Origin of the sequence: Streptomyces sp. NBC_00287 (assembly GCF_036173105.1) — a bacterium.
Classification (GTDB): Bacteria; Actinomycetota; Actinomycetes; order Streptomycetales; family Streptomycetaceae; genus Streptomyces.
Genome location: NZ_CP108053.1, coordinates 2,549,137 through 2,568,093 on the forward strand (window position 1 = coordinate 2,549,137; position 18,957 = coordinate 2,568,093).

17 protein-coding genes are annotated in these 18,957 nt (G+C 69.4%); 3 read left to right on the forward strand and 14 right to left on the reverse strand.

Features of this window, described 5'->3' with window-relative positions; genetic code table 11:
* The first annotated feature begins 246 nt into the window (after positions 1 to 246).
* Complete coding sequence (locus OHT76_RS11650; protein WP_328870709.1) at positions 247 to 1,239, forward strand: zinc metalloprotease; 993 nt, start codon at positions 247 to 249, stop codon at positions 1,237 to 1,239.
* Positions 1,240 to 1,241: 2 nt separating this feature from the next.
* Here OHT76_RS11650 and OHT76_RS11655 read toward each other — a convergent pair whose 3' ends face one another.
* Positions 1,242 to 1,811, reverse strand: a complete 570-nt coding sequence (locus tag OHT76_RS11655; protein ID WP_328870710.1) for a dienelactone hydrolase family protein — start codon at positions 1,809 to 1,811, stop codon at positions 1,242 to 1,244.
* Positions 1,812 to 1,906: 95 nt separating this feature from the next.
* Between OHT76_RS11655 and OHT76_RS11660 the strand changes: the two genes are divergently transcribed.
* Positions 1,907 to 3,016, forward strand: a complete 1,110-nt coding sequence (locus OHT76_RS11660) for a mechanosensitive ion channel family protein (RefSeq protein WP_328870711.1) — start codon at positions 1,907 to 1,909, stop codon at positions 3,014 to 3,016.
* A gap of 11 nt (positions 3,017 to 3,027) precedes the next feature.
* Here OHT76_RS11660 and OHT76_RS11665 read toward each other — a convergent pair whose 3' ends face one another.
* From OHT76_RS11665 to OHT76_RS11685, 5 genes are all read right to left on the reverse strand, one after another.
* A complete protein-coding gene (locus OHT76_RS11665) occupies positions 3,028 to 4,614 on the reverse strand; it encodes a Na+/H+ antiporter (RefSeq protein ID WP_328876508.1) in 1,587 nt (528 codons plus the stop codon).
* Between the two features lie 79 nt (positions 4,615 to 4,693).
* Complete coding sequence (locus OHT76_RS11670) at positions 4,694 to 5,164, reverse strand: GNAT family N-acetyltransferase (protein ID WP_328870712.1); 471 nt, start codon at positions 5,162 to 5,164, stop codon at positions 4,694 to 4,696.
* Positions 5,161 to 6,105 carry an RluA family pseudouridine synthase gene (locus OHT76_RS11675; protein WP_328870713.1) on the reverse strand — a complete coding sequence of 315 codons (945 nt, stop codon included), beginning with the start codon at positions 6,103 to 6,105 and terminating at the stop codon, positions 5,161 to 5,163. The genes OHT76_RS11670 and OHT76_RS11675 overlap by 4 nt, the downstream gene beginning before the upstream one ends.
* A 43-nt stretch (positions 6,106 to 6,148) precedes the next feature.
* Positions 6,149 to 6,748 (reverse strand): signal peptidase II, encoded by a 600-nt coding sequence (gene lspA / locus OHT76_RS11680; protein WP_328870714.1) that lies wholly within the window; start codon positions 6,746 to 6,748, stop codon positions 6,149 to 6,151.
* 61 nt (positions 6,749 to 6,809) lie between these two features.
* On the reverse strand, positions 6,810 to 7,859 hold the full coding sequence (locus OHT76_RS11685) for a TraR/DksA family transcriptional regulator (RefSeq protein WP_328870715.1): 1,050 nt from the start codon (positions 7,857 to 7,859) through the stop codon (positions 6,810 to 6,812).
* A gap of 594 nt (positions 7,860 to 8,453) precedes the next feature.
* Between OHT76_RS11685 and ileS the strand changes: the two genes are divergently transcribed.
* Positions 8,454 to 11,600 (forward strand): isoleucine--tRNA ligase, encoded by a 3,147-nt coding sequence (gene ileS / locus OHT76_RS11690; protein WP_328870716.1) that lies wholly within the window; start codon positions 8,454 to 8,456, stop codon positions 11,598 to 11,600.
* A gap of 149 nt (positions 11,601 to 11,749) precedes the next feature.
* Here ileS and OHT76_RS11695 read toward each other — a convergent pair whose 3' ends face one another.
* From OHT76_RS11695 to murG, 8 genes are all read right to left on the reverse strand, one after another.
* Positions 11,750 to 12,922 (reverse strand): DivIVA domain-containing protein, encoded by a 1,173-nt coding sequence (locus tag OHT76_RS11695; protein WP_328870717.1) that lies wholly within the window; start codon positions 12,920 to 12,922, stop codon positions 11,750 to 11,752.
* 53 nt (positions 12,923 to 12,975) lie between these two features.
* Complete coding sequence (locus OHT76_RS11700) at positions 12,976 to 13,260, reverse strand: YggT family protein (RefSeq protein ID WP_007448661.1); 285 nt, start codon at positions 13,258 to 13,260, stop codon at positions 12,976 to 12,978.
* A gap of 84 nt (positions 13,261 to 13,344) precedes the next feature.
* The gene (locus OHT76_RS11705) at positions 13,345 to 13,986 is read right to left on the reverse strand and encodes a cell division protein SepF (RefSeq protein ID WP_328870718.1); all 642 of its coding nucleotides are present in this window, start codon (positions 13,984 to 13,986) and stop codon (positions 13,345 to 13,347) included.
* A 129-nt stretch (positions 13,987 to 14,115) separates the two neighbouring features.
* Positions 14,116 to 14,835 carry a YggS family pyridoxal phosphate-dependent enzyme gene (locus OHT76_RS11710; protein WP_328870719.1) on the reverse strand — a complete coding sequence of 240 codons (720 nt, stop codon included), beginning with the start codon at positions 14,833 to 14,835 and terminating at the stop codon, positions 14,116 to 14,118.
* 6 nt (positions 14,836 to 14,841) lie between these two features.
* On the reverse strand, positions 14,842 to 15,567 hold the full coding sequence (gene pgeF, locus OHT76_RS11715) for a peptidoglycan editing factor PgeF (protein WP_328870720.1): 726 nt from the start codon (positions 15,565 to 15,567) through the stop codon (positions 14,842 to 14,844).
* Complete coding sequence (gene ftsZ, locus OHT76_RS11720; protein ID WP_328870721.1) at positions 15,564 to 16,754, reverse strand: cell division protein FtsZ; 1,191 nt, start codon at positions 16,752 to 16,754, stop codon at positions 15,564 to 15,566. The genes pgeF and ftsZ overlap by 4 nt, the downstream gene beginning before the upstream one ends.
* Before the next feature lie 288 nt (positions 16,755 to 17,042).
* Complete coding sequence (gene ftsQ / locus OHT76_RS11725; RefSeq protein WP_328870722.1) at positions 17,043 to 17,837, reverse strand: cell division protein FtsQ; 795 nt, start codon at positions 17,835 to 17,837, stop codon at positions 17,043 to 17,045.
* A 25-nt stretch (positions 17,838 to 17,862) separates the two neighbouring features.
* Positions 17,863 to 18,954 (reverse strand): undecaprenyldiphospho-muramoylpentapeptide beta-N-acetylglucosaminyltransferase, encoded by a 1,092-nt coding sequence (murG, locus tag OHT76_RS11730; protein WP_328870723.1) that lies wholly within the window; start codon positions 18,952 to 18,954, stop codon positions 17,863 to 17,865.
* Between the last annotated feature and the right edge of the window lie 3 nt (positions 18,955 to 18,957).

An 18,957-nucleotide genomic window follows, 5' to 3' on the forward strand; every position in this document is an offset into this window, starting at 1 on the left:
AACCCGCGTTTCAGAGTCGATTTCCAGCCACCGGCGGGTGGTGCGGTCCGCGATGCAAATCCGGCCACATCACCCGCCGGGCCCCGGTCACCATCGCGCCGGAGGCCTGCATTCACCCCCGTTTGTTCGAGATCTCGATTGGCCGAAACGTTTCTCTGCCGACCTAGGCATGTACACGTAATCTCCGGGCGGCGGCCAGGAAGACCCCTGTGTCCGTCCTCCCCAACGCATCAGCCAGGAGTCCGCATGCGTGCGCTTGCCCGGATAACCCCCTCTACGCGCAGACGCCTTCTCAGCACGGCCGTCGTGGCCGGAACCTTGCTGCTCACTCCCCTGTCGGCCCCCACCGGAGTCGCGGCGGCCCAGGCCCCGGCCGCGGACTGCGCCGAGACGGACACCCACGCCGCGGCCCGCGAGGCCCACCCCGGGCACGCCGGCGAGGGCGTCGCCGAGCCCAACGAGATCAGCGCGGCCAAGGCCCAGGCGATGGACGCGGATCTGAAGAAGAAGCTCGACAAGCTGCCCGCCTCGGGCAACCGCAGCCTCGCCGCCGCCGCGTCGACGACGATCCCGGTGTACTTCCACGTCATCCACAACGGCACCACTGGCAAGCTCAGCTCGGCCGACATCACCGGCCAGATGAACGTCCTGAACGCCGCGTTCGCCGGCCAGGGCAGCGGAAACACCGACTCCGGCTACCAGTTCACGCTGGCCGGCACCGACTACACCGACAACGCGGCCTGGTACAACGTCGGTTACGGCTCGGCGGAGGAGAAGGCGATGAAGTCCGCCCTGCGCGAGGGCGGCGCGAACGCGCTCAACGTCTACACCGCCAACCTCGGCGGCGGACTGCTCGGCTGGGCGACCTTCCCGAGCTCCTACAACTCCAGCCCGTCGATGGACGGCGTGGTCCTGCTGGACACCTCACTGCCCGGCGGCTCGGCCACCAACTACAACGAGGGCGACACCGGCACCCACGAGGTCGGCCACTGGATGGGGCTGTACCACACCTTCCAGGGCGGCTGTAACGGCAACGGCGACTACGTCGAGGACACCCCCGCCGAGAAGAGCGCCGCCTACGAGTGCCCCGAGGGCCGGGACACCTGCACCCGCAAGGCGGGCGTCGACCCGATCCACAACTTCATGGACTACACGTACGACGCCTGCATGTACCAGTTCACCGCGGGTCAGGTGACGCGCATGCAGCAGAACTGGGCCGCCTACCGCGCCGCGGGCTGAGCCTAGAGCGAGTCCAGGAAGCCGAGCGCCACCCGCCAAGTGGCCTCGGCGGCCTCGGCGTCGTAGTCCGGCAGGTCGGGGTCGGTGTAGAGGTGGCCGGCCCCGGCGTACCGGTAGATCTCCACATCGGCTCCGGCCCGGCCCATCTGCAGATACCAGGCGCTCAGCCAGTCGTCGGTCTCGAAGGGGTCCGGCTCGGCGACATGCAGCTGCACCGGCAGCTCGTCCACCGAGGCGCTCGGCGCGATGTCGGAGGTGCCGTGCAGCAGCAGCAGACCGCGCGCCTTGTCGTCGCCGAGGGCGAGGGTCTGCGCGATGGAGGCGCCGAGCGAGAACCCGGCGTACACCAGGCCCCGTTCGGAATAGGGGGCGGCGGCCAGCACGGCCCGCTTGAGAAGTTCGTCCTTGCCGATCTCGTCCGTGAACGCCATGGCCTCCTCGACGGTGTCGAACGTACGGCCCTCGAAGAGATCCGGCGTCCACACCTCGTGTCCGGCCTCGCGCAGCCGGTCAGCGGCCTGTCGCACCGCGGGGCGCGGGCCGTAGGTCGAGTGAAAGAGCATGATGTTCATGAGGCCATGGTGCCAGCCGGGTACGACAGTGCCGTGCGCGGCGTCTCACGAGGCCGCATGTTCATCACCCCCTCGGGGCGGTTACGTTCGAGGGCATGGAGAACGTACTCCGCCCTCTGATCGTGATCGGTGGCTCGGTCGTCCTCACCCTGTTCATCGGGTGGGTCACCGACCTGCTGCTGAGCAAGGCCGACCGCCGGCATTCCGAGACGCCCCTGTGGGGCCTGCTGCGCCGGGCCCGTATCCCCTACCAGCTGGTGCTGTGCGCGGCCCTGCTCAGAGGGTCGTACGACTCGGCGCAGCTGCTGGAGGAGCACCGGGTCGGGATCGGCCAGGTGCTGACGCTGGTGCTGATCGGCTCGGCGGCCTGGCTGGTGATCCGGATCGCGGCGGCGGTCGTCGAGACGACGTACACCCGCTACGCGCGCGTCCATCGCGATCCGGCCCGGGTCCGGCGGGTACGGACCCAGGTGACGCTCATCACGCGCGTGGTGGCGGCGGTGGTCGGTGTGGTGGCGGTTGCCGCCATGCTGCTGACCTTCCCCGCGATGCGGGCCGCCGGAGCCTCGCTGCTGGCCTCGGCGGGCATCCTCGGCATCGTCGCGGGCGTGGCCGCCCAGTCCACGCTGAGCAATATGTTCGCCGGGCTGCAGATCGCCTTCGGGGACATGGTGCGCATAGGGGACACGGTCGTGGTGGACGGCGAGTGGGGCACGGTCGAGGAGATCACGCTGACCTTCCTCACGGTCCGCACCTGGGACGAGCGCCGCATCACGATGCCGGTGTCGTACTTCACCTCCAAGCCCTTCGAGAACTGGTCCCGGGGCGGCGCCCAGATGACCGGCATCGTCTACTGGCATCTCGACCACTCGGCACCGGTGGACCTGATGCGCGAGAAGCTCCGCGACATCCTGCGCGAATGCCCGGCCTGGGACGGCCGCGCCTGCGATCTGTCGGTCACGGACTCCACCCCGAGCACGATGGAGGTACGTGCGCTGGTGACGGCGAAGGACGCGGACGACATCTGGACGGTACGGGTGGCCGTCCGCGAACAGATGATCAGCTGGCTGTCCACGGCCCACCCGCACGCCCTTCCCCGGGTCAACACGGCGGACGCGGTACTGCCACCGGGCTTTCCCACCCCGACCCGCTCACCGGACGGTTCGCCCCGACGAGCACATGAGCCGCCCAGGACGGGCCGCTGAGGCAGCACAGGTCACCGCAGGCTGCGCACGTCCAGATGCCGCAGCACGCGATCCACCACCTCCGGATCCGCCCCCGGCTCGCTCCGCGCCGCCAGCACCTCGTGCCGGGCGGCGCTGAGCATCTCCCCCTGGATCCGCCGTACCCGCTTCAGCCGCCGCACCCGCTGCTCATGGGCCTCCCGCCGCTCCTCCTCCCCCAGGTCGGGACTGATCCGCGCGCCGATGTCGAAGGCCCGCCGCAGCATCTGCTCGGACAACTCCTCCGGCAGCTCCTCCACCGACTCGATCTCCCGGAGCCGCCGCTTCGCCGCCTTGGCCGCCCGTACGGCGAGGGCCTTCTCGAACTCCTTCTCCCGTGCCGTGTCCGCCCGCACCCCGAGCCGCTTCACCAGCCACGGCAGGGTCAGCCCCTGCAACACCAGCGTCCCCATGATCACCCCGAACGCGATGAACACGATCTCGTCCCGGTCGGGAAACGCGGACCCGTCGTCGACTGTCAGAGGGATCGCCAGCGCCAACGCCACCGAGGCCACCCCGCGCATCCCCGACCACCACATCACGACGGTCTCCCGCCAGCTCATCGGGATGTCCTCGTCATGGTCCCGCCGGGCGTGCAACCGCTTGGTCAGCCAGGTGGCCGGCAGCAGCCACAACAGCCGTACGAACACCACGACCCCCACGATCGCCGCCGCCCACCCCAGCAGCTCGCCCCACCGCCCGGACGCCGTGCGCACGGCGTTGTGCAGCTCAAGACCGATCAGCCCGAATGCCACCCCGGTGACGAGCGTGTCGACGACGTCCCAGACCGTGTGCCCGGCGAGCCGGGTCATCACATCGTCCGCGTCGGTGGCGTACTCGGCGAGGAACAGCGCGGTGGTGAGGACGGCCAGCACACCGGACCCGTGCAGCTCCTCGGCCAGCACATACGCGGCGTACGGCACGAGCAGCGTCAGCCCGATCTGGAGCGTGGCATCCCCGAGCAGGCCCATCAGCCGGTTCGCGCCCCAGCCCAGGGCGAGCCCGACGATCAGCGCCACCACCGCGGAGAGCACCAGATCGAGCCCGGCCTGCCAGAACGAGAACGTCCCGCTGACGACGGCCGCGATGGCCACGTGGTACAGCACGATCGCGGTGACGTCGTTGAAGAGCCCCTCGCCCTCCAGGATTGACACCAGCCGACGCGGCAGCCCGAGTTGCCCCGCGACGGCGGTGGCGGCGACGGGGTCGGGCGGCGCGACCAAGGCGCCGAGCGCGACGGCGGCGGCGATCGGCAGCCCGGGAATGATCGCGTCGGCCACGACGGCCACGCACACCGTCGTCACGAACACCAGAGCCACGGCCAGCAGAAAGATGGGCCGCACATTGGCGGCGAACTGCCGCCAGGAGGTCCGCCGCACCGCGGCATACAGCAACGGCGGCAACAGCAGCGGCAGGATCAGCTCGGGCGGCACCTCGACATTGGGCACGAAGTCGAGCAGGGCCAGCACGATCCCGAGCAAGGTCATCAGCACCGGCGCCGGCAATCCGAGCCGGTCCCCCACCGGGACACTCACCACGGCCCCGAGCAACAGCACGAACAACAGGGCCAACTGATCCACGGTCAGCGCTCCGGCGAGATCGGCGTCCACAGGACAGACCTCAAGCCTGCCACGGTACGGCCCTCACCAGCGCTTTCGGCTACACAGCGCGCCGCATCGCCCGATGCGGAATCCCCGCGTCAGGGAACTCGGGGCCGTACGCCTCGTACCCCAACCGCTCGTAGAACCCCAGCGCCTGAGTCTGCGCATGCAGATCCACCGCCCTGAGCCCACGCGCGCGTGCCGCGTCCTCGACGGCCCGCACCAGCGCCGCACCGACCCCAAGTCCACGCGCCGCCTTGGCCACCGCAAGACGCCCGAGCGAGCCCACGGTCAGGTCGCCGTCAACCTTCTCGGCCGCCGCCCCGCCGTACAGCAGGCGCCCGGCACCGAGCGGCACCCCGTCCTCCCGCACGGCCAGCACATGCACCGCTACGGAGTCGTAGGCGTCGTACTCCAGCTCCTCGGGCACACCCTGCTCGACGACGAAGACCTCCCGGCGCACCGCGAAGCACGCCTCACGGTCGGCATCCTGCGACGCGACCCGCACGACATAGGACTCGGCGGTCATGCGTAGGTCTCCTCGCGCACCTGGTCCAGGGCCTGCTGAAGGTCGTCCGGGTACTCGCAGGAGAACTCCGCCCACTGCCCGTCCCCGGGGTGCTCGAAGCCGAGCCGGACGGCGTGCAGCCACTGCCGGGTCAGCCGCAGGCGCTTGGCGAGGGTCGGATCGGCGCCGTAGGTCAGGTCACCGACGCAGGGGTGCCGGTGCGCGGCCATGTGGACGCGGATCTGGTGGGTGCGGCCGGTCTCCAGCTTCACATCGAGCAGGGAGGCCGCACGGAACGCCTCGATGAGGTCGTAGTGCGTGACGGACGGCTTGCCGTCAGCCGTGACCGCCCACTTGTAGTCGTGATGGGGGTGCCGGCCGATGGGCGCGTCGATGGTGCCGCTGGTCGGATCGGGGTGCCCCTGGACCAGCGTGTGGTAGCGCTTGTCGACCGTGCGCTCCTTGAACTGGCGCTTCAGCGACGTGTACGCGCGCTCGGACTTGGCGACGACCATCAGACCCGACGTACCGACGTCGAGCCGGTGCACGATGCCCTGCCGCTCGGCGGCACCGGACGTGGAGATCCGGTACCCCGCGGCCGCGAGCCCACCGATCACCGTCGGCCCGCTCCAGCCCGGCGACGGGTGCGCGGCGACCCCGACCGGCTTGACGATCACGACCACGTCATCGTCGTCGTGCACGATCTCCATGCCCTCGACGGGCTCGGCCACGACCTGCACGGGCGCGGGCGCCTGCGGCATCTCGACCTCGAGCCAGGCGCCTCCGCTCACCCGCTCGGACTTCCCGACCACCGACCCGTCGACCGTGACCTTCCCCGCCGCGGCGAGCTCGGCCGCCTTGGTACGGGAGAAGCCGAACATGCGGGAGATGGCGGCGTCGACGCGCTCGCCCTCCAAGCCGTCGGGCACGGGCAGGGTTCGGATCTCGGGAATGGTGCTCACCCGTCGAGTATGCCGGACGGGTGAGACAGTCCCGACCGCGCGCTCAGTCCTTGTGGACGGTGCCGTCGGGGTCGAGGCCCTTGAACGACAGCAGCACGATCAGGATGCCGCCGCACACGATCGCCGAGTCCGCGAGGTTGAACACGGCGAAGTGCTTGGGCGCGATGAAGTCCACGACCGCGCCCTCGAAGACGCCCGGCGAGCGGAAGATCCGGTCGGTGAGATTGCCGAGCGCACCGCCCAGCAGCAGACCCAGCGCGATGGCCCAGGGCAGGCTGTAGAGCTTGCGGGCGAGCCGGGCGATCACCACGATCACCGCCGCCGCGATCACCGTGAAGATCACCGTGAAGGCCTCGCCGAAGCCGAAGGCCGCGCCGGCGTTCCGGATCGCCTCGAACTTCAGCCAGTCCCCGATGATCTCGATGGGCTCGTGGTGCTCCAGCTTGGCCACCACGAGCATCTTGCTGATCAGGTCGAGGGCGTACGCGAAGGCGGCGACCGCGAACAGCACGGCGATCCGCCGCTTCCCCTTGGGCCGCGCCTCGCCGCCCTCCTGTCCCTGCGGACCGGATGACTGCTCCGGCTCGGCCTCAGCCCCGTCCGGGGATTCCGGCGTACCGATGATGCGCTCCGCCTCTGCCACGTGAGTCCCTCAACCTAGGTACCTGACTGAGCACGAGGGTACGGCACGCCCGACCGGGCCCTCAGTACCGGCGTTCCTGCTTCTGCTTGCACTCGACGCACAGCGTCGCGCGCGGGAAGGCCTGCATACGGGCCTTGCCGATCGGTTTCCCGCAGTTCTCGCACAGCCCGTAGGTACCCGAGTCGAGCCGCTCCAGGGCGCGCTCGGTCTGGGTGAGCATCTCCCGCGCGTTGGCGGCGAGCGCCAGCTCGTGCTCCCGCGTGATGTTCTTCGTTCCGGTGTCGGCCTGGTCGTCACCGGCGCCGTCCCCCGAGTCCCGCATCAGACCGGCGAGCGCCCGCTCGGAGGAGCTGAGCTCGTTCCTCAGCCGCTCCCCCTCGGACATCAGCTCGGCGCGCGCCTCCTCGACCTCCTCGGGGGTCCAGGGGTCCTCACCGGGGCGCACCGCGAGCTCGCCCGGCTCCACCGCCGCGGCGACCCGTGCCTTGGGAACGGCGGTCTTCGCCGCCGTGGCCGTGCCAGGAGTCTTCTTCGCAACCACCGTCGTGGCTCCCGTCTGCTCCGCGGCCTCGGCCGCGCCCGCCTTCTTGGCCGTACTTTTCTTGGCCGCGCTCTTCTTGGAGGTGCTCTTCTTGGCCACGGCCTTCCTGGCCGGTGCCTTCTTGGCCGGTGCCTTCTCGGCCACGGCCTCCTCGGCCGCGGTCTTCTTCGCTACGGCCTTCTTCGCTACGGCCTTCTTGGCGGCCGTCTTCTTCCCGGCCGCCTTCTTGGCCGCCGGTCTCCCCGCCGCCTCCTCCTCGGCCGCATTCTTCGCAGGAGCCGCTTGCGAAGCCGTCGCCTTCTTGGCAGCGGTCTTCTTGGTGGCCGTCTTCTTCGCGGCCGCTTTCTTGGCGACGGTCTTCTTCGCGACCGCCTTCTTCGCCGCCTTCGCCTTCCCCGCGCCGGTGCCGTCCCCCCGCACCGTCTTCACCGGCTTGGCGGCCTCCCCCGACCGCCCCGCCGACCCTCCGTGCGTGCTCTTCTTCCCGCTCGGATCCTTGGCCGCACCGCCGGAGGCTTTCGTGGACCTGCCGGACGCCGACTGCTGTACGGCGGTCTTCTTCGCCACCATGGCCGCGGCCCCTTCACATATTGTGATCTTGCTCGCGAATCGTGCTGGGACGATAAATCGACTTGAGTCCCGCGGCAATGGGGCACACCGCCCGATTCGCCCGCCTCGCGGATGCCGCGCGACCGGCCTGCATGCGTATTGCCCAGCTCCCCGCCGGGTAATCCGCCGGGCCCGGCGTCCCAGAATCCGAACACCCGTACCGCGCCATTCGGGTCACCCCAGGCCGCACCCGGCCGTCGCCCCCGGACGCCGGAAAACCGGTCGGCCGCTGTCCCCGCGGCGCCGTACACTGGGCGGAGCGAGAAGCGTGGATGGGGACGAGTAGCGGCGTACGCAGCCAAGAGCGACCCGGGGACGGTGGAAGCCCGGGGGCGAGCGCGACGTGAAGATCACCCCGGAGCCGCCGGAAGAAACCCCGCAAGGGGAGGTAGACCCGGCATCGCGACCCCAATGAGGGGGCTCACCGAAGCACACGGAGCGTCGGCGGGCCAAGGAGGGTGGTACCGCGGGAGCGCGCCGAAAACGGCGTAACGAAAGACGTAGCTCTCGTCCCTCCGGACGGAAGGCAGCAAGTCCGCCGGAGGAAGCTCGCAGATGACAACGCCGACGTACCGCCAGGTACCCGCCCAGGTCGACCTGCCCGCCCTTGAGCACGCGGTGCTCGATTTCTGGCGCGAGCAGAAGATCTTCGCCAAGAGCCTGGAGCAGTCCGAGGGCCGCCCCGAGTGGGTGTTCTACGAGGGCCCGCCCACCGCCAACGGCATGCCCGGCGCCCACCACATCGAGGCCCGCGTCTTCAAGGACGTCTTCCCCCGCTTCCGCACCATGCGCGGCTACCACGTGGCCCGCAAGGCGGGCTGGGACTGCCATGGCCTCCCGGTGGAGCTGGCGGTCGAGAAGGAGCTCGGCTTCAGCGGCAAGAAGGACATCGAGGCGTACGGCATCGCCGAGTTCAACGCCAAGTGCCGTGACTCCGTGCTGCGTCACACCGACGCCTTCTCCGAGCTGACGACCCGCATGGGCTACTGGGTCGACCTCGAAGAGGCCTACGTCACGATGGACCCCGAGTACATCGAGTCGGTCTGGTGGTCGCTGAAGGAGATCTTCAACAAGGGCCTGCTGGTCCAGGACCACCGCGTCGCCCCCTGGTGCCCGCGCTGCGGCACCGGCCTGTCCGACCACGAGCTGGCGCAGGGCTACGAGACGGTCGTCGACCCGTCCGTGTACGTCCGTTTCCCGCTCACCTCCGGTCCGCTGGCCGGCCAGGCCGCGCTCCTGGTCTGGACGACGACTCCCTGGACGCTGGTCTCCAACACGGCGGTCGCCGCCCACCCCGAGGTCACCTACGTCGTCGCGACCAACGGCGAGGAGAAGCTCGTCGTCGCCGAGCCGCTCGTCGCCAAGGCCCTCGGCGAGGGCTGGGAGACCACCGGCCAGTCCTTCACCGGCGCCGAGATGGAGCGCTGGACCTACCAACGCCCCTTCGAGCTGGTCGAGTTCCCGGAGACCGAGGGCGGCACCCACTACGTGGTCAACGCCGAGTACGTCACCACCGAGGACGGTACGGGTCTGGTCCACCAGTCCCCCGCCTTCGGTGAGGACGACCTCAAGGTCTGCCGCTCCTACGGTCTGCCGGTCGTCAACCCCGTCCGCCCGGACGGCGCCTTCGAGGAGGACGTCCCCCTCGTCGGCGGCGTCTTCTTCAAGAAGGCGGACGAAAAGCTCACCGAGGACCTCCAGCAGCGCGGCCTGCTCTTCAGGCACATCCCGTACGAGCACAGCTACCCGCACTGTTGGCGCTGCCACACCGCGCTCCTCTACTACGCGCAGCCGTCCTGGTACATCCGCACCACCGCCATCAAGGACCGCCTCCTCCAGGAGAACGAGAACACCAACTGGTTCCCGGACACGGTCAAGCAAGGCCGGTACGGCGACTGGCTGAACAACAACATCGACTGGGCCCTGTCCCGCAACCGCTACTGGGGCACCCCGCTGCCCATCTGGCGCTGCGAGGACGACCACCTCACGGTCGTCGGCTCCCGCGCGGAGCTCACCGAGCTGACCGGCACGGACCAGTCGAGCCTGGACCCGCACCGCCCGTTCATCGACGACGTCACCTTCGACTGCCCGCAGTGCGCCAAGACGGCCACGCGCGTGCCGGAGGTCATCGACGCCTGGTACGACTCGGGTTCGATGCCGTTCGCGCAGTGGGGCTACCCGTACAAGAACAAGGAACTGTTCGAGTCCCGCTACCCGGCGCAGTTCATCTCCGAGGCCATCGACCAGACCCGCGGCTGGTTCTACACGCTGATGGCGGTCGGCACCCTGGTCTTCGACAAGTCGTCGTACGAGAACGTCGTCTGCCTCGGCCACATCCTCGCCGAGGACGGCCGCAAGATGTCCAAGCACCTGGGCAACATCCTGCAGCCGATCCCGCTGATGGATCAGCACGGCGCGGACGCGGTCCGCTGGTTCATGGCGGCCGGCGGCTCCCCGTGGGCGGCCCGCCGGGTCGGCCACGGCACCATCCAGGAGGTCGTCCGCAAGACGCTCCTCACATACTGGAACACGGTCGCCTTCCAGGCCCTGTACGCCCGTACGTCGAACTGGGCGCCCTCCGCGGCCGACCCGGCCCCGGCCGACCGCCCGGTCCTGGACCGCTGGCTGCTGTCCGAACTGCACGCGCTGACCGACCAGGTGACCCAGTCGCTGGAGGCGTACGACACCCAGCGCGCCGGCAAGCTGCTCTCGGCGTTCGTCGACGATCTGTCCAACTGGTACGTACGCCGCTCCCGTCGCCGCTTCTGGCAGGGCGACAAGGCGGCGCTGCGCACCCTGCACGAGGTCGTCGAGACGGTCACCAAGCTGATGGCCCCGCTGACCCCGTTCATCACCGAGCGGGTCTGGCAGGACCTGATCGTCCCGGTCACGCCCGGCGCCCCGGAGTCCGTGCACCTGGCGTCCTGGCCGGAGGCGGACCTCACCGCCATCGACCCGGAGCTGTCGAAGCAGATGGTCCTGGTCCGCCGGCTCGTGGAGCTCGGCCGTGCCACGCGCGCGGAGTCGGGTGTGAAGACGCGCCAGCCGCTGAGGCGGGCGCTGGTCGCGGCGACCGGCTTCGGCTCCCTCAACCCCGAGCTGCACACGCAGATCACCGAGGAGCTGAACGTCGAGTCGCTGGCGTCGCTCTCCGAGGTGGGCGGCAGCCTGGTGGACACCACCGCCAAGGCCAACTTCCGCGCCCTGGGCAAGCGGTTCGGCAAGCGCGTCCAGGATGTGGCGAAGGCCGTCGCGAACGCCGACGCGGCCGCGCTGTCCCTGGCCCTGCGCGAGGGCACGGCGTCGGTCGAGGTCGACGGTGAGACGATCACCCTCGCCCCGGACGAGGTGATCATCACCGAGACCCCGCGCGAGGGCTGGTCGGTGGCGTCCGACTCGGGTGCGACGGTCGCGCTGGACCTGGAGATCACCGAGGAGCTGCGCCGCGCGGGCCTGGCCCGTGACGCGATCCGCCTGATCCAGGAGGCCCGCAAGAACAGCGGCCTCGACGTGGCCGACCGCATCGCGCTGCGCTGGACGGCGACGGACCCGGCGACGATCGCGGCCCTGTCGGAGCACGCGGGACTCATCGCCGACGAGGTCCTGTCGACGGACTTCGCCCAGGGCGAGGCGGACGACAGCTACGGGACTCCGTTCACGGACGAGGGACTGTCCCTGACGTTCCGCCTGCGCAAGGCGTAAGCACGCAGGAGTCACAAGGGCCCGGTCTCCAAGTCGGAGGCCGGGCCCTTTTCCTTTCACAGTCAACGCGTGTAAAAGGGGCGGGCCCCGGATCGAAATCCGGGGCCCGCCCCTGAACGCTGCCGACGCCTACGGCGTACTACTCACTGTCAGTTGTCGTCCTCGTCGATCAGGAACCCGCGCATCGGCGAGGGAGCCTGACCCATCGGGGACGGACCCTGCGGACGCACCGGCGCCATCGGCTGGGTCATCGCCGGGGACATCTGCTGCTGACCGCCGTAGGAGGGGCCGGCCGGAGCCGGGCCGCCGCCCATGCCCTGGTTGCCGCCGTAGGACGGGGCACCGGCAGGAGCCATCGACGGCGCCGGGGACGGCGGCAGCGAGGCGGTGGCCGGAGTGCGCGGCGGGGCCAGCGAGTCGTCGGCCTGGGTCTCCAGCTGACGCAGCTGCGACTCCAGGTAGGACTTCAGACGCGTGCGGTACTCGCGCTCGAAGCCGCGCAGGTCCTCGACCTTGCGCTCCAGCGTGGCGCGAGCGGACTCCAGGGAGCCCATCGCGACGCGGTGCTTCTCCTGCGCGTCCCGCTCAAGGGCGTCGGCCTTGGCACGAGCGTCACGCTCGAGACCCTCGGCACGCGAACGCGCCTCGCCCACGATCTTGTTGGCTTCGGAACGGGCCTCGGCGATCGCCTGGTCGGCGGTCTGCTGGGCCAGCGAGAGGACACGGGCGGCGCTGTCGCCACCGGGGCCCTGACCGGGGCCGCCCATCGGACCGCCCATGGGGCCGCCCATCGGACCGCCCATCTGCTGCTGCATCGGGGGCTGACCCATCGGACCCTGGCCCATCGGACCGGGACCCTGCGGGCCACCCTGACCGCCGGGACCGGCGGGCAGCTGCGGAGCACCGCTAGGCAGCTGGGGCGGGCCACCCATGGGGCCACCCATCTGCTGCTGCGGCGGGCCCGATATGCCGGCCGGCACCGGGGCGCCCGGGCCCCGCATGCCCTGCTGCGGCATTCCACCCTGCTGAGGCATGCCACCCTGCTGGGGCATACCGCCCTGCTGAGGCATACCGCCCTGCTGGGGCATACCCTGCTGCTGATCCTGCTGCTCCGGAGGCTTGCGCATGTTCTGCTGGTTCTGGGCAGCAGCGCGCGTGGCCGCGGCCAGCTTGGCGCGCAGGTCCTCGTTCTCGCGGAGCAGGCGGGTCAGTTCGGCTTCGACCTCATCGAGGAAGGCATCGACCTCGTCCTCGTCATAGCCTTCTCGGAGGCGGACGGTCGTGAACTGCTTGTTCCGCACGTCCTCGGGGGTCAACGGCATCTCTTCACCTCAACGTAGTCGTCGGCATTCGGCAAGACGGTAGTTCACATCGCTCACAGCCGGCTCACGATCGAGATCAGGATGTAGACGATGATCATCAGTACGAAGAAGGACAGGTCGAGCGCCACGCCCCCGAGACGCAGCGGCGGAATGAACCGCCGCAGAAGCTTGAGCGGTGGATCAGTGACAGTGTAGGTGGCCTCCAGAACGACCACCATCGCCTTGCCGGGTTGCCACGAGCGGGCGAACTGGAAGACATAGTCCATGACCAACCGGAAGATCAGCACGATGAGGAAGCACATCAGCGCGATGTAGACGACATCCAGGACCACGCTCATGACCCTTGCTTCCCTCTCCCCATGTTCCGTGCTGTTGCGTACTGCGTTGTGTTGCTTTTGTACTGCTGTTTCCGGTCCTGCGTCTCAGCTCTGGTTGAAGAACCCGCCCTCTGCGATACGGGCCTTGTCCTCCGCCGTGACATCGACGTTAGCAGGCGACAACAGGAACACCTTCTGCGTCACCCGCTCGATGCTGCCGTGAAGACCAAACACCAAACCGGCCGCAAAGTCGACAAGTCGCTTGGCGTCTGTGTCATCCATCTCAGTCAGATTCATGATCACCGGAGTGCCCTCACGGAAGTGTTCCCCGATGGTACGGGCTTCGTTGTAGGTCCGCGGGTGAAGCGTGGTGATCCGGTACGGCTCTCGTTCCGACACGACCTTGGGCATGATCACCGGCGCGTTCTTCTCCAGGCTTTGACGTTCTTGTGTGATGGATGCCACGGGCGCGATACGCGCCGGGCGCCCGGATTCCGCGGCGAGCGAAGCGGCGTGGGACACCGGGTCGCGCGACACCGACGGCTGCACCACTCGTACCGATTCGTCCCTTTGGGACTGATGTGAACCGTGCGCCTGGTGTGACAGCTCGTGCCGTCGATGGTCCCGCTCGGGCTCGGGGTCGAGTTCGGGTTCGAAGTCGTCGTCGGGGTCGAAACCGCGGCCGTCGTACCCATCGTCCTCCACGAGGCCGAGGTAGACCGCCATCTTGCGCATCGCGCCGGCCATGCTCTGAGTCCTCCGCTCTGTGGTGGATCGGCTGACGACTGCCAAGTGCCCGCGATCCACGAGGTCGTTACGCCCGCTGTTCAGCGGTAATGACCATATTTTCTGCTGTGGTCCGACTTCCTGGCGACGTTACCCGAGCCTCGGGCGGACTCCGAGTACCGCAGTGCCGACGCGCACATGTGTCGCTCCGGCCGCCACGGCCTGTTCGAGGTCCGCACTCATTCCTGCCGAGACCATGTTCGCAGCCGGATGAGCTCTGCGCAGGTCGGTCGACAAATCCATCAACCGCTCGAACGCCGCCAGTTCACGTCCCGCGTACTCTCCGGTCAAGGGTGCGACTGTCATCAATCCGTCGATCCGCAGTCCCGGAGCCTCGGCGATCAGATCGGCCAACTCCTCGATTCCGCCCGGCGCCACGCCACCGCGCTCCCCTCGCTCGCGTTCACCGGCATCGAGCGCGACCTGGATGAGACAGCCCACCTCGCGCTCCGCCCGCACGGCCTCCTTGGAGAGAGCCGTCACCAGCTTGGAACGATCGACGGACTGCACGAGATCCGCGTAACCGACCACGGATCGCACCTTGTTGGTCTGCAACTGACCGACAAAGTGCCAAGTAAGGGGCAGATCCGAGCATTCCGCGGCCTTCGGTGCCGCGTCCTGGTCCTTGTTCTCGGCGACATGACGCACACCGAGTTCCGACAGGATCCGCACATCGCTCGCGGGGTAGGTCTTGGTGACCACGATCAGGGCCACCTCCTCGCGCTTGCGCCCGGCGGCCGCGCACGCCGCGGCGATGCGCTCTTCCACTTTCGCCAGGTTTCCGGCGAGTTCGTCCTTACGTTCCGTCATGCCCCATCAGTCCAGCCAGACATAGCCCGCGAGCCGGCCCGTGGTCCGGTCGCGGCGGTACGAGAAGTGGTCGCCCGACTCCCGGGTGCACACCGGCGACTGCTCCCGGTCGCGCACCCCGAGCCGGTCGAGCTGCGCGTGCACTCCGGCGGTCACATCGACCGCCGGTGTACCCCAGCTCGTCTCGGCGTACGCCGCCGGCTCGACGGCGGACACCTCGGCGCGCATCTCCTCCGGCACCTCGTAGCACCGGCCGCAGACGGCGGGTCCGGTGCGGGCGACGATCCGGGACGGCTCGGCGCCCAGTTCCATCATCGCGCGTAGCGCCGCGGGGACGACTCCGGCGACCATTCCGGGCCGGCCCGCGTGGGCCGCGGCGACGACGCCGGCGACGGGGTCGGCGAGCAGCACGGGTGTGCAGTCGGCGGTGAGGACGGCGAGGGCGAGACCCCGCTCGGCGGTGACGACCGCGTCGACCCGTGGCACCGGGCGTTCCCAGGGCCGGTCGACGACCATGACGTCGTTGCCGTGCACCTGGTTCATCCAGACGACCCGGTCGGCGTCGAGCCCGAGCGACTTGGCGGCCAGCTCGCGATTGGTTCGTACGGCGTCGGGGTCGTCGTCGACCGCCGCGCCGAGGTTGAGCTCCTCGTACGGAACGGCGCTCACCCCGCCCCACCTGTCGGTGAAGGCGAAGTGCGCGCCGCTCACGGTGTCGCGCTGTCCTATCACTTCAGGAAGTCCGGCACGTCCAGCTCCTCGGCCGCGCTGTCCGAGTAGGACCGGGACGGCGGGACCGGCGGGGCGACCGGGAGGTCGGCGGCCGGCTCGGGAGCGGGCGCCGGGTCTTCCTTCGGCGTGACGCTGCCGAGCGAGCCGAAGGACGGGCGGCTCTCGGTCTGCCGTACCGGAGTGGGCTCCTCGCGCTTGGCCGAGGAGGAGCCGAGGATGTTGTCCCGCTTGGCGGGCGGCTGGCCGCCGTCGAAGCCGGCCGCGATCACCGTGACCCGGACCTCGTCGCCGAGGGCGTCGTCGATGACCGCGCCGAAGATGATGTTGGCCTCGGGGTGGGCGGCCTCGCTGACCAGCTGGGCGGCCTCGTTGATCTCGAACAGGCCGAGGTCCGAGCCGCCGGAGATGGAGAGCAGTACGCCCCGGGCGCCGTCGATGGAGGCTTCGAGGAGCGGCGAGGAGATCGCCATCTCGGCCGCGGCCACCGCGCGGTCGTCGCCGCGGGCCGAGCCGATGCCCATGAGGGCCGAACCGGCCTCGGACATGACCGACTTGACGTCGGCGAAGTCGAGGTTGATCAGACCGGGCGTGGTGATGAGGTCGGTGATGCCCTGGACACCGGAGAGCAGGACCTGGTCGGCCGACTTGAAGGCGTCGAGCACCGAGACCTGGCGGTCCGAGATGGACAGCAGCCGGTCGTTCGGGATGACGATGAGGGTGTCGACCTCTTCGCGGAGTTCGGCGATGCCGTCCTCGGCCTGGTTGGCGCGGCGCCGCCCCTCGAAGGTGAACGGGCGGGTGACCACGCCGATGGTGAGGGCACCGAGCGAGCGGGCGATGTTGGCCACGACGGGCGCGCCGCCGGTGCCGGTGCCGCCGCCTTCACCGGCCGTCACGAAGACCATGTCGGCCCCCTTGAGGACCTCCTCGATCTCCTCGCGGTGGTCCTCGGCGGCCTTGCGGCCGACGGCCGGGTTGGCTCCGGCGCCGAGTCCGCGGGTGAGTTCACGGCCGACGTCGAGCTTGACGTCGGCGTCGCTCATCAACAGCGCCTGTGCGTCAGTGTTGATGGCGATGAACTCGACGCCCTTGAGACCGACCTCGATCATCCGGTTGATGGCATTGACACCACCGCCGCCGACACCGATGACTTTGATGACTGCGAGGTAGTTCTGCGGTGCTGCCACGTCGAAGGCCTCTCGCCTCGAGTTACGTGTCGTCGAACCGGAGAAGCACTGCTGCCTCGCGATCCGAACGACTGATGCCGAATGGGACGGTCCGTTTCGCCGACCCGAACCCTAACCCTGAAGTTTAGGGTTACCAGTGTGTCCGTTCCTTGGAGTCTTCTGAACAGGACACTAAGTCGACAAGTGGCGCCCGTTCAACGAACACGCCGAACCTCCCGTTTTTCTTTTCACCCTATGTGATCAGCCGTAGCAGTGCCCAACCAGGGTGCTGGCCTGCGCGGATGTGCGTCAACTCCCCGATGACGCAGGGGCGGTGGGAACGCCGACGTCGAAGTGCCGGGCATCCGGCGAGGCTTTCATCAGAGCGAGGAGTGTGCGAGCCTTCGCCGCGCCCTTCTCGGCGCTGCCCCAGTCGACGGTCCGGCCGTCGGCCAACTCCAGTGAGATGTAGTCGTAGGAACGGACCTTGACGCTCCTGGTGTCCCGCGCGACGGCGGCCGGAATGGCATCGGCGACCTTGACCGCCTCCCGCACCAGTCGGTCCTCGCCGAAGCGGCGCAGGCTCGCGGCGGCGGAGCCGGACGGGGAGAGCGTCAATTCCAGTGCGGGAACGCCTTTCGGGGCCTCGGAAACCGTGGCGAATCGGACACCTTCATCGTCCACTTCGATGAAGTTTTTGCCCTTTTGCACAATCAGAACCGGGGTTCGCTCGGTCACTTTCAGCCCGATTCCATGCGGCCAGGAACGGCCCACGTCCACCACGTCAATTCGCGGCAGTTTCCGCCTCAGTCGCGCCTCGATGGCATCGGTGTCGACGGAAACCAACGGCGATCCGACCGGCACCTCGGCGGCCTCACGCACCTGCTCGGGCGTCAGCACCCGGGTCCCCGACACCGTCACACGCTCCACGCGCAGCCAGCTCGACCCGTACAACACCCAGACGCCGCCTGCCCCGAGAAGGACGAGCGCGACGGCGAGGATGATGATCGTACGAAGCCGCGGGGGCTTCAGCCGCCGGGCGGGGGGCGGGCCGGACGACTCCTGCTGGCGTGCACCGCGTTCAGCGGTCGTCGATCCGGCCACGCTTCCTGCCCTCCGTCATACGGTCCTAGCGTCGGTGCGAGGCGATCGCCTCGTACACCATGCCGACGAGCAGGTCGTCGGCGTCCCGGCGGCCGAACTCGCCTGCGGCGCGGGACATCTCGTACAGCCGGTGCGGGTCGGCGAGCACGGGCAGGACGTTCTGCTGCACCCACTGCGGGGTGAGTTCCGCGTCGTCGACCAGCAGTCCGCCGCCGGCCTTGACCACCGGCTGAGCGTTCAGCCGCTGTTCGCCGTTGCCGATGGGCAGCGGGACATAGGCGGCCGGGAGTCCGACGGCGGAGAGTTCGGCGACGGTCATCGCGCCCGCGCGGCAGAGCATCATGTCGGCCGCGGCGTACGCGAGGTCCATCCGGTCCAGGTAACTTACCGGGATGTATGGGGGCATTCCCGGCATCTGGTGCACCTGCGGCAGTTCGTTCTTCGGACCGACCGCGTGCAGGATCTGGATGCCGGCCTGCTGCAGCCAGGGCGCGACCTGCTGGACGACCTCGTTGAGGCGGCGGGCGCCCTGGGAGCCGCCGGAGACCAGCAGCGTGGGCAGGTTGGGGTCGAGCCCGAACATCGCGCGGGCCTCGGGACGCATGGCGGCCCGGTCCAGGGTGGCGATGGAGCGGCGCAGCGGGATGCCGATGTAGCGGGCGTCCCGCAGCTTGCTGTCCGGGGTGGAGACGGCGACCCGGGCGGCGTACCGCGAGCCGATCTTGTTGGCGAGGCCCGGGCGGGCGTTGGCCTCGTGGATCACGATCGGCACACCGAGGCGCTTGGCGGCGAGGTAGCCCGGCAGCGCCACATAGCCGCCGAAGCCGACGACGGCGTCCGCCTTGGTGCGCTCCAGGATCTGCTCGGCGGCCTTGATCGTGCCGCGCAGCCGGCCCGGGACGGTGATCAGCTCGGGGGTCGGCTTGCGCGGCAGCGGCACGGCCGGGATCAGCGCCAGCTCGTAACCGCGCTGCGGGACGAGCTGGGTCTCAAGGCCCCGCTCCGTGCCCAGGGCCGTGATCCCCACGGTCGGGTCCTGCCTGCGCAGGGCGTCCGCGAGGGCGAGCGCGGGCTCGATGTGGCCCGCGGTTCCTCCGCCGGCGAGTACGACATGCACCGA

Bases quoted from the DNA above. Each gene is read 5' to 3' on its own strand.
- OHT76_RS11685 (WP_328870715.1), bottom strand. From the start codon at position 7,859: ATGGTGGCGAAGAAGACCGCCGTACAGCAGTCGGCGTCCGGCAGGTCC.
- OHT76_RS11655 (WP_328870710.1), bottom strand. From the start codon at position 1,811: ATGAACATCATGCTCTTTCACTCGACCTACGGCCCGCGCCCCGCGGTG.
- ileS (WP_328870716.1), top strand. From the start codon at position 8,454: ATGACAACGCCGACGTACCGCCAGGTACCCGCCCAGGTCGACCTGCCC.
- OHT76_RS11650 (WP_328870709.1), top strand. From the start codon at position 247: ATGCGTGCGCTTGCCCGGATAACCCCCTCTACGCGCAGACGCCTTCTC.
- OHT76_RS11710 (WP_328870719.1), bottom strand. From the start codon at position 14,835: ATGACGGAACGTAAGGACGAACTCGCCGGAAACCTGGCGAAAGTGGAA.
- OHT76_RS11705 (WP_328870718.1), bottom strand. From the start codon at position 13,986: ATGGCCGGCGCGATGCGCAAGATGGCGGTCTACCTCGGCCTCGTGGAG.
- OHT76_RS11700 (WP_007448661.1), bottom strand. From the start codon at position 13,260: ATGAGCGTGGTCCTGGATGTCGTCTACATCGCGCTGATGTGCTTCCTC.
- OHT76_RS11670 (WP_328870712.1), bottom strand. From the start codon at position 5,164: ATGACCGCCGAGTCCTATGTCGTGCGGGTCGCGTCGCAGGATGCCGAC.
- OHT76_RS11660 (WP_328870711.1), top strand. From the start codon at position 1,907: ATGGAGAACGTACTCCGCCCTCTGATCGTGATCGGTGGCTCGGTCGTC.
- OHT76_RS11695 (WP_328870717.1), bottom strand. From the start codon at position 12,922: ATGCCGTTGACCCCCGAGGACGTGCGGAACAAGCAGTTCACGACCGTC.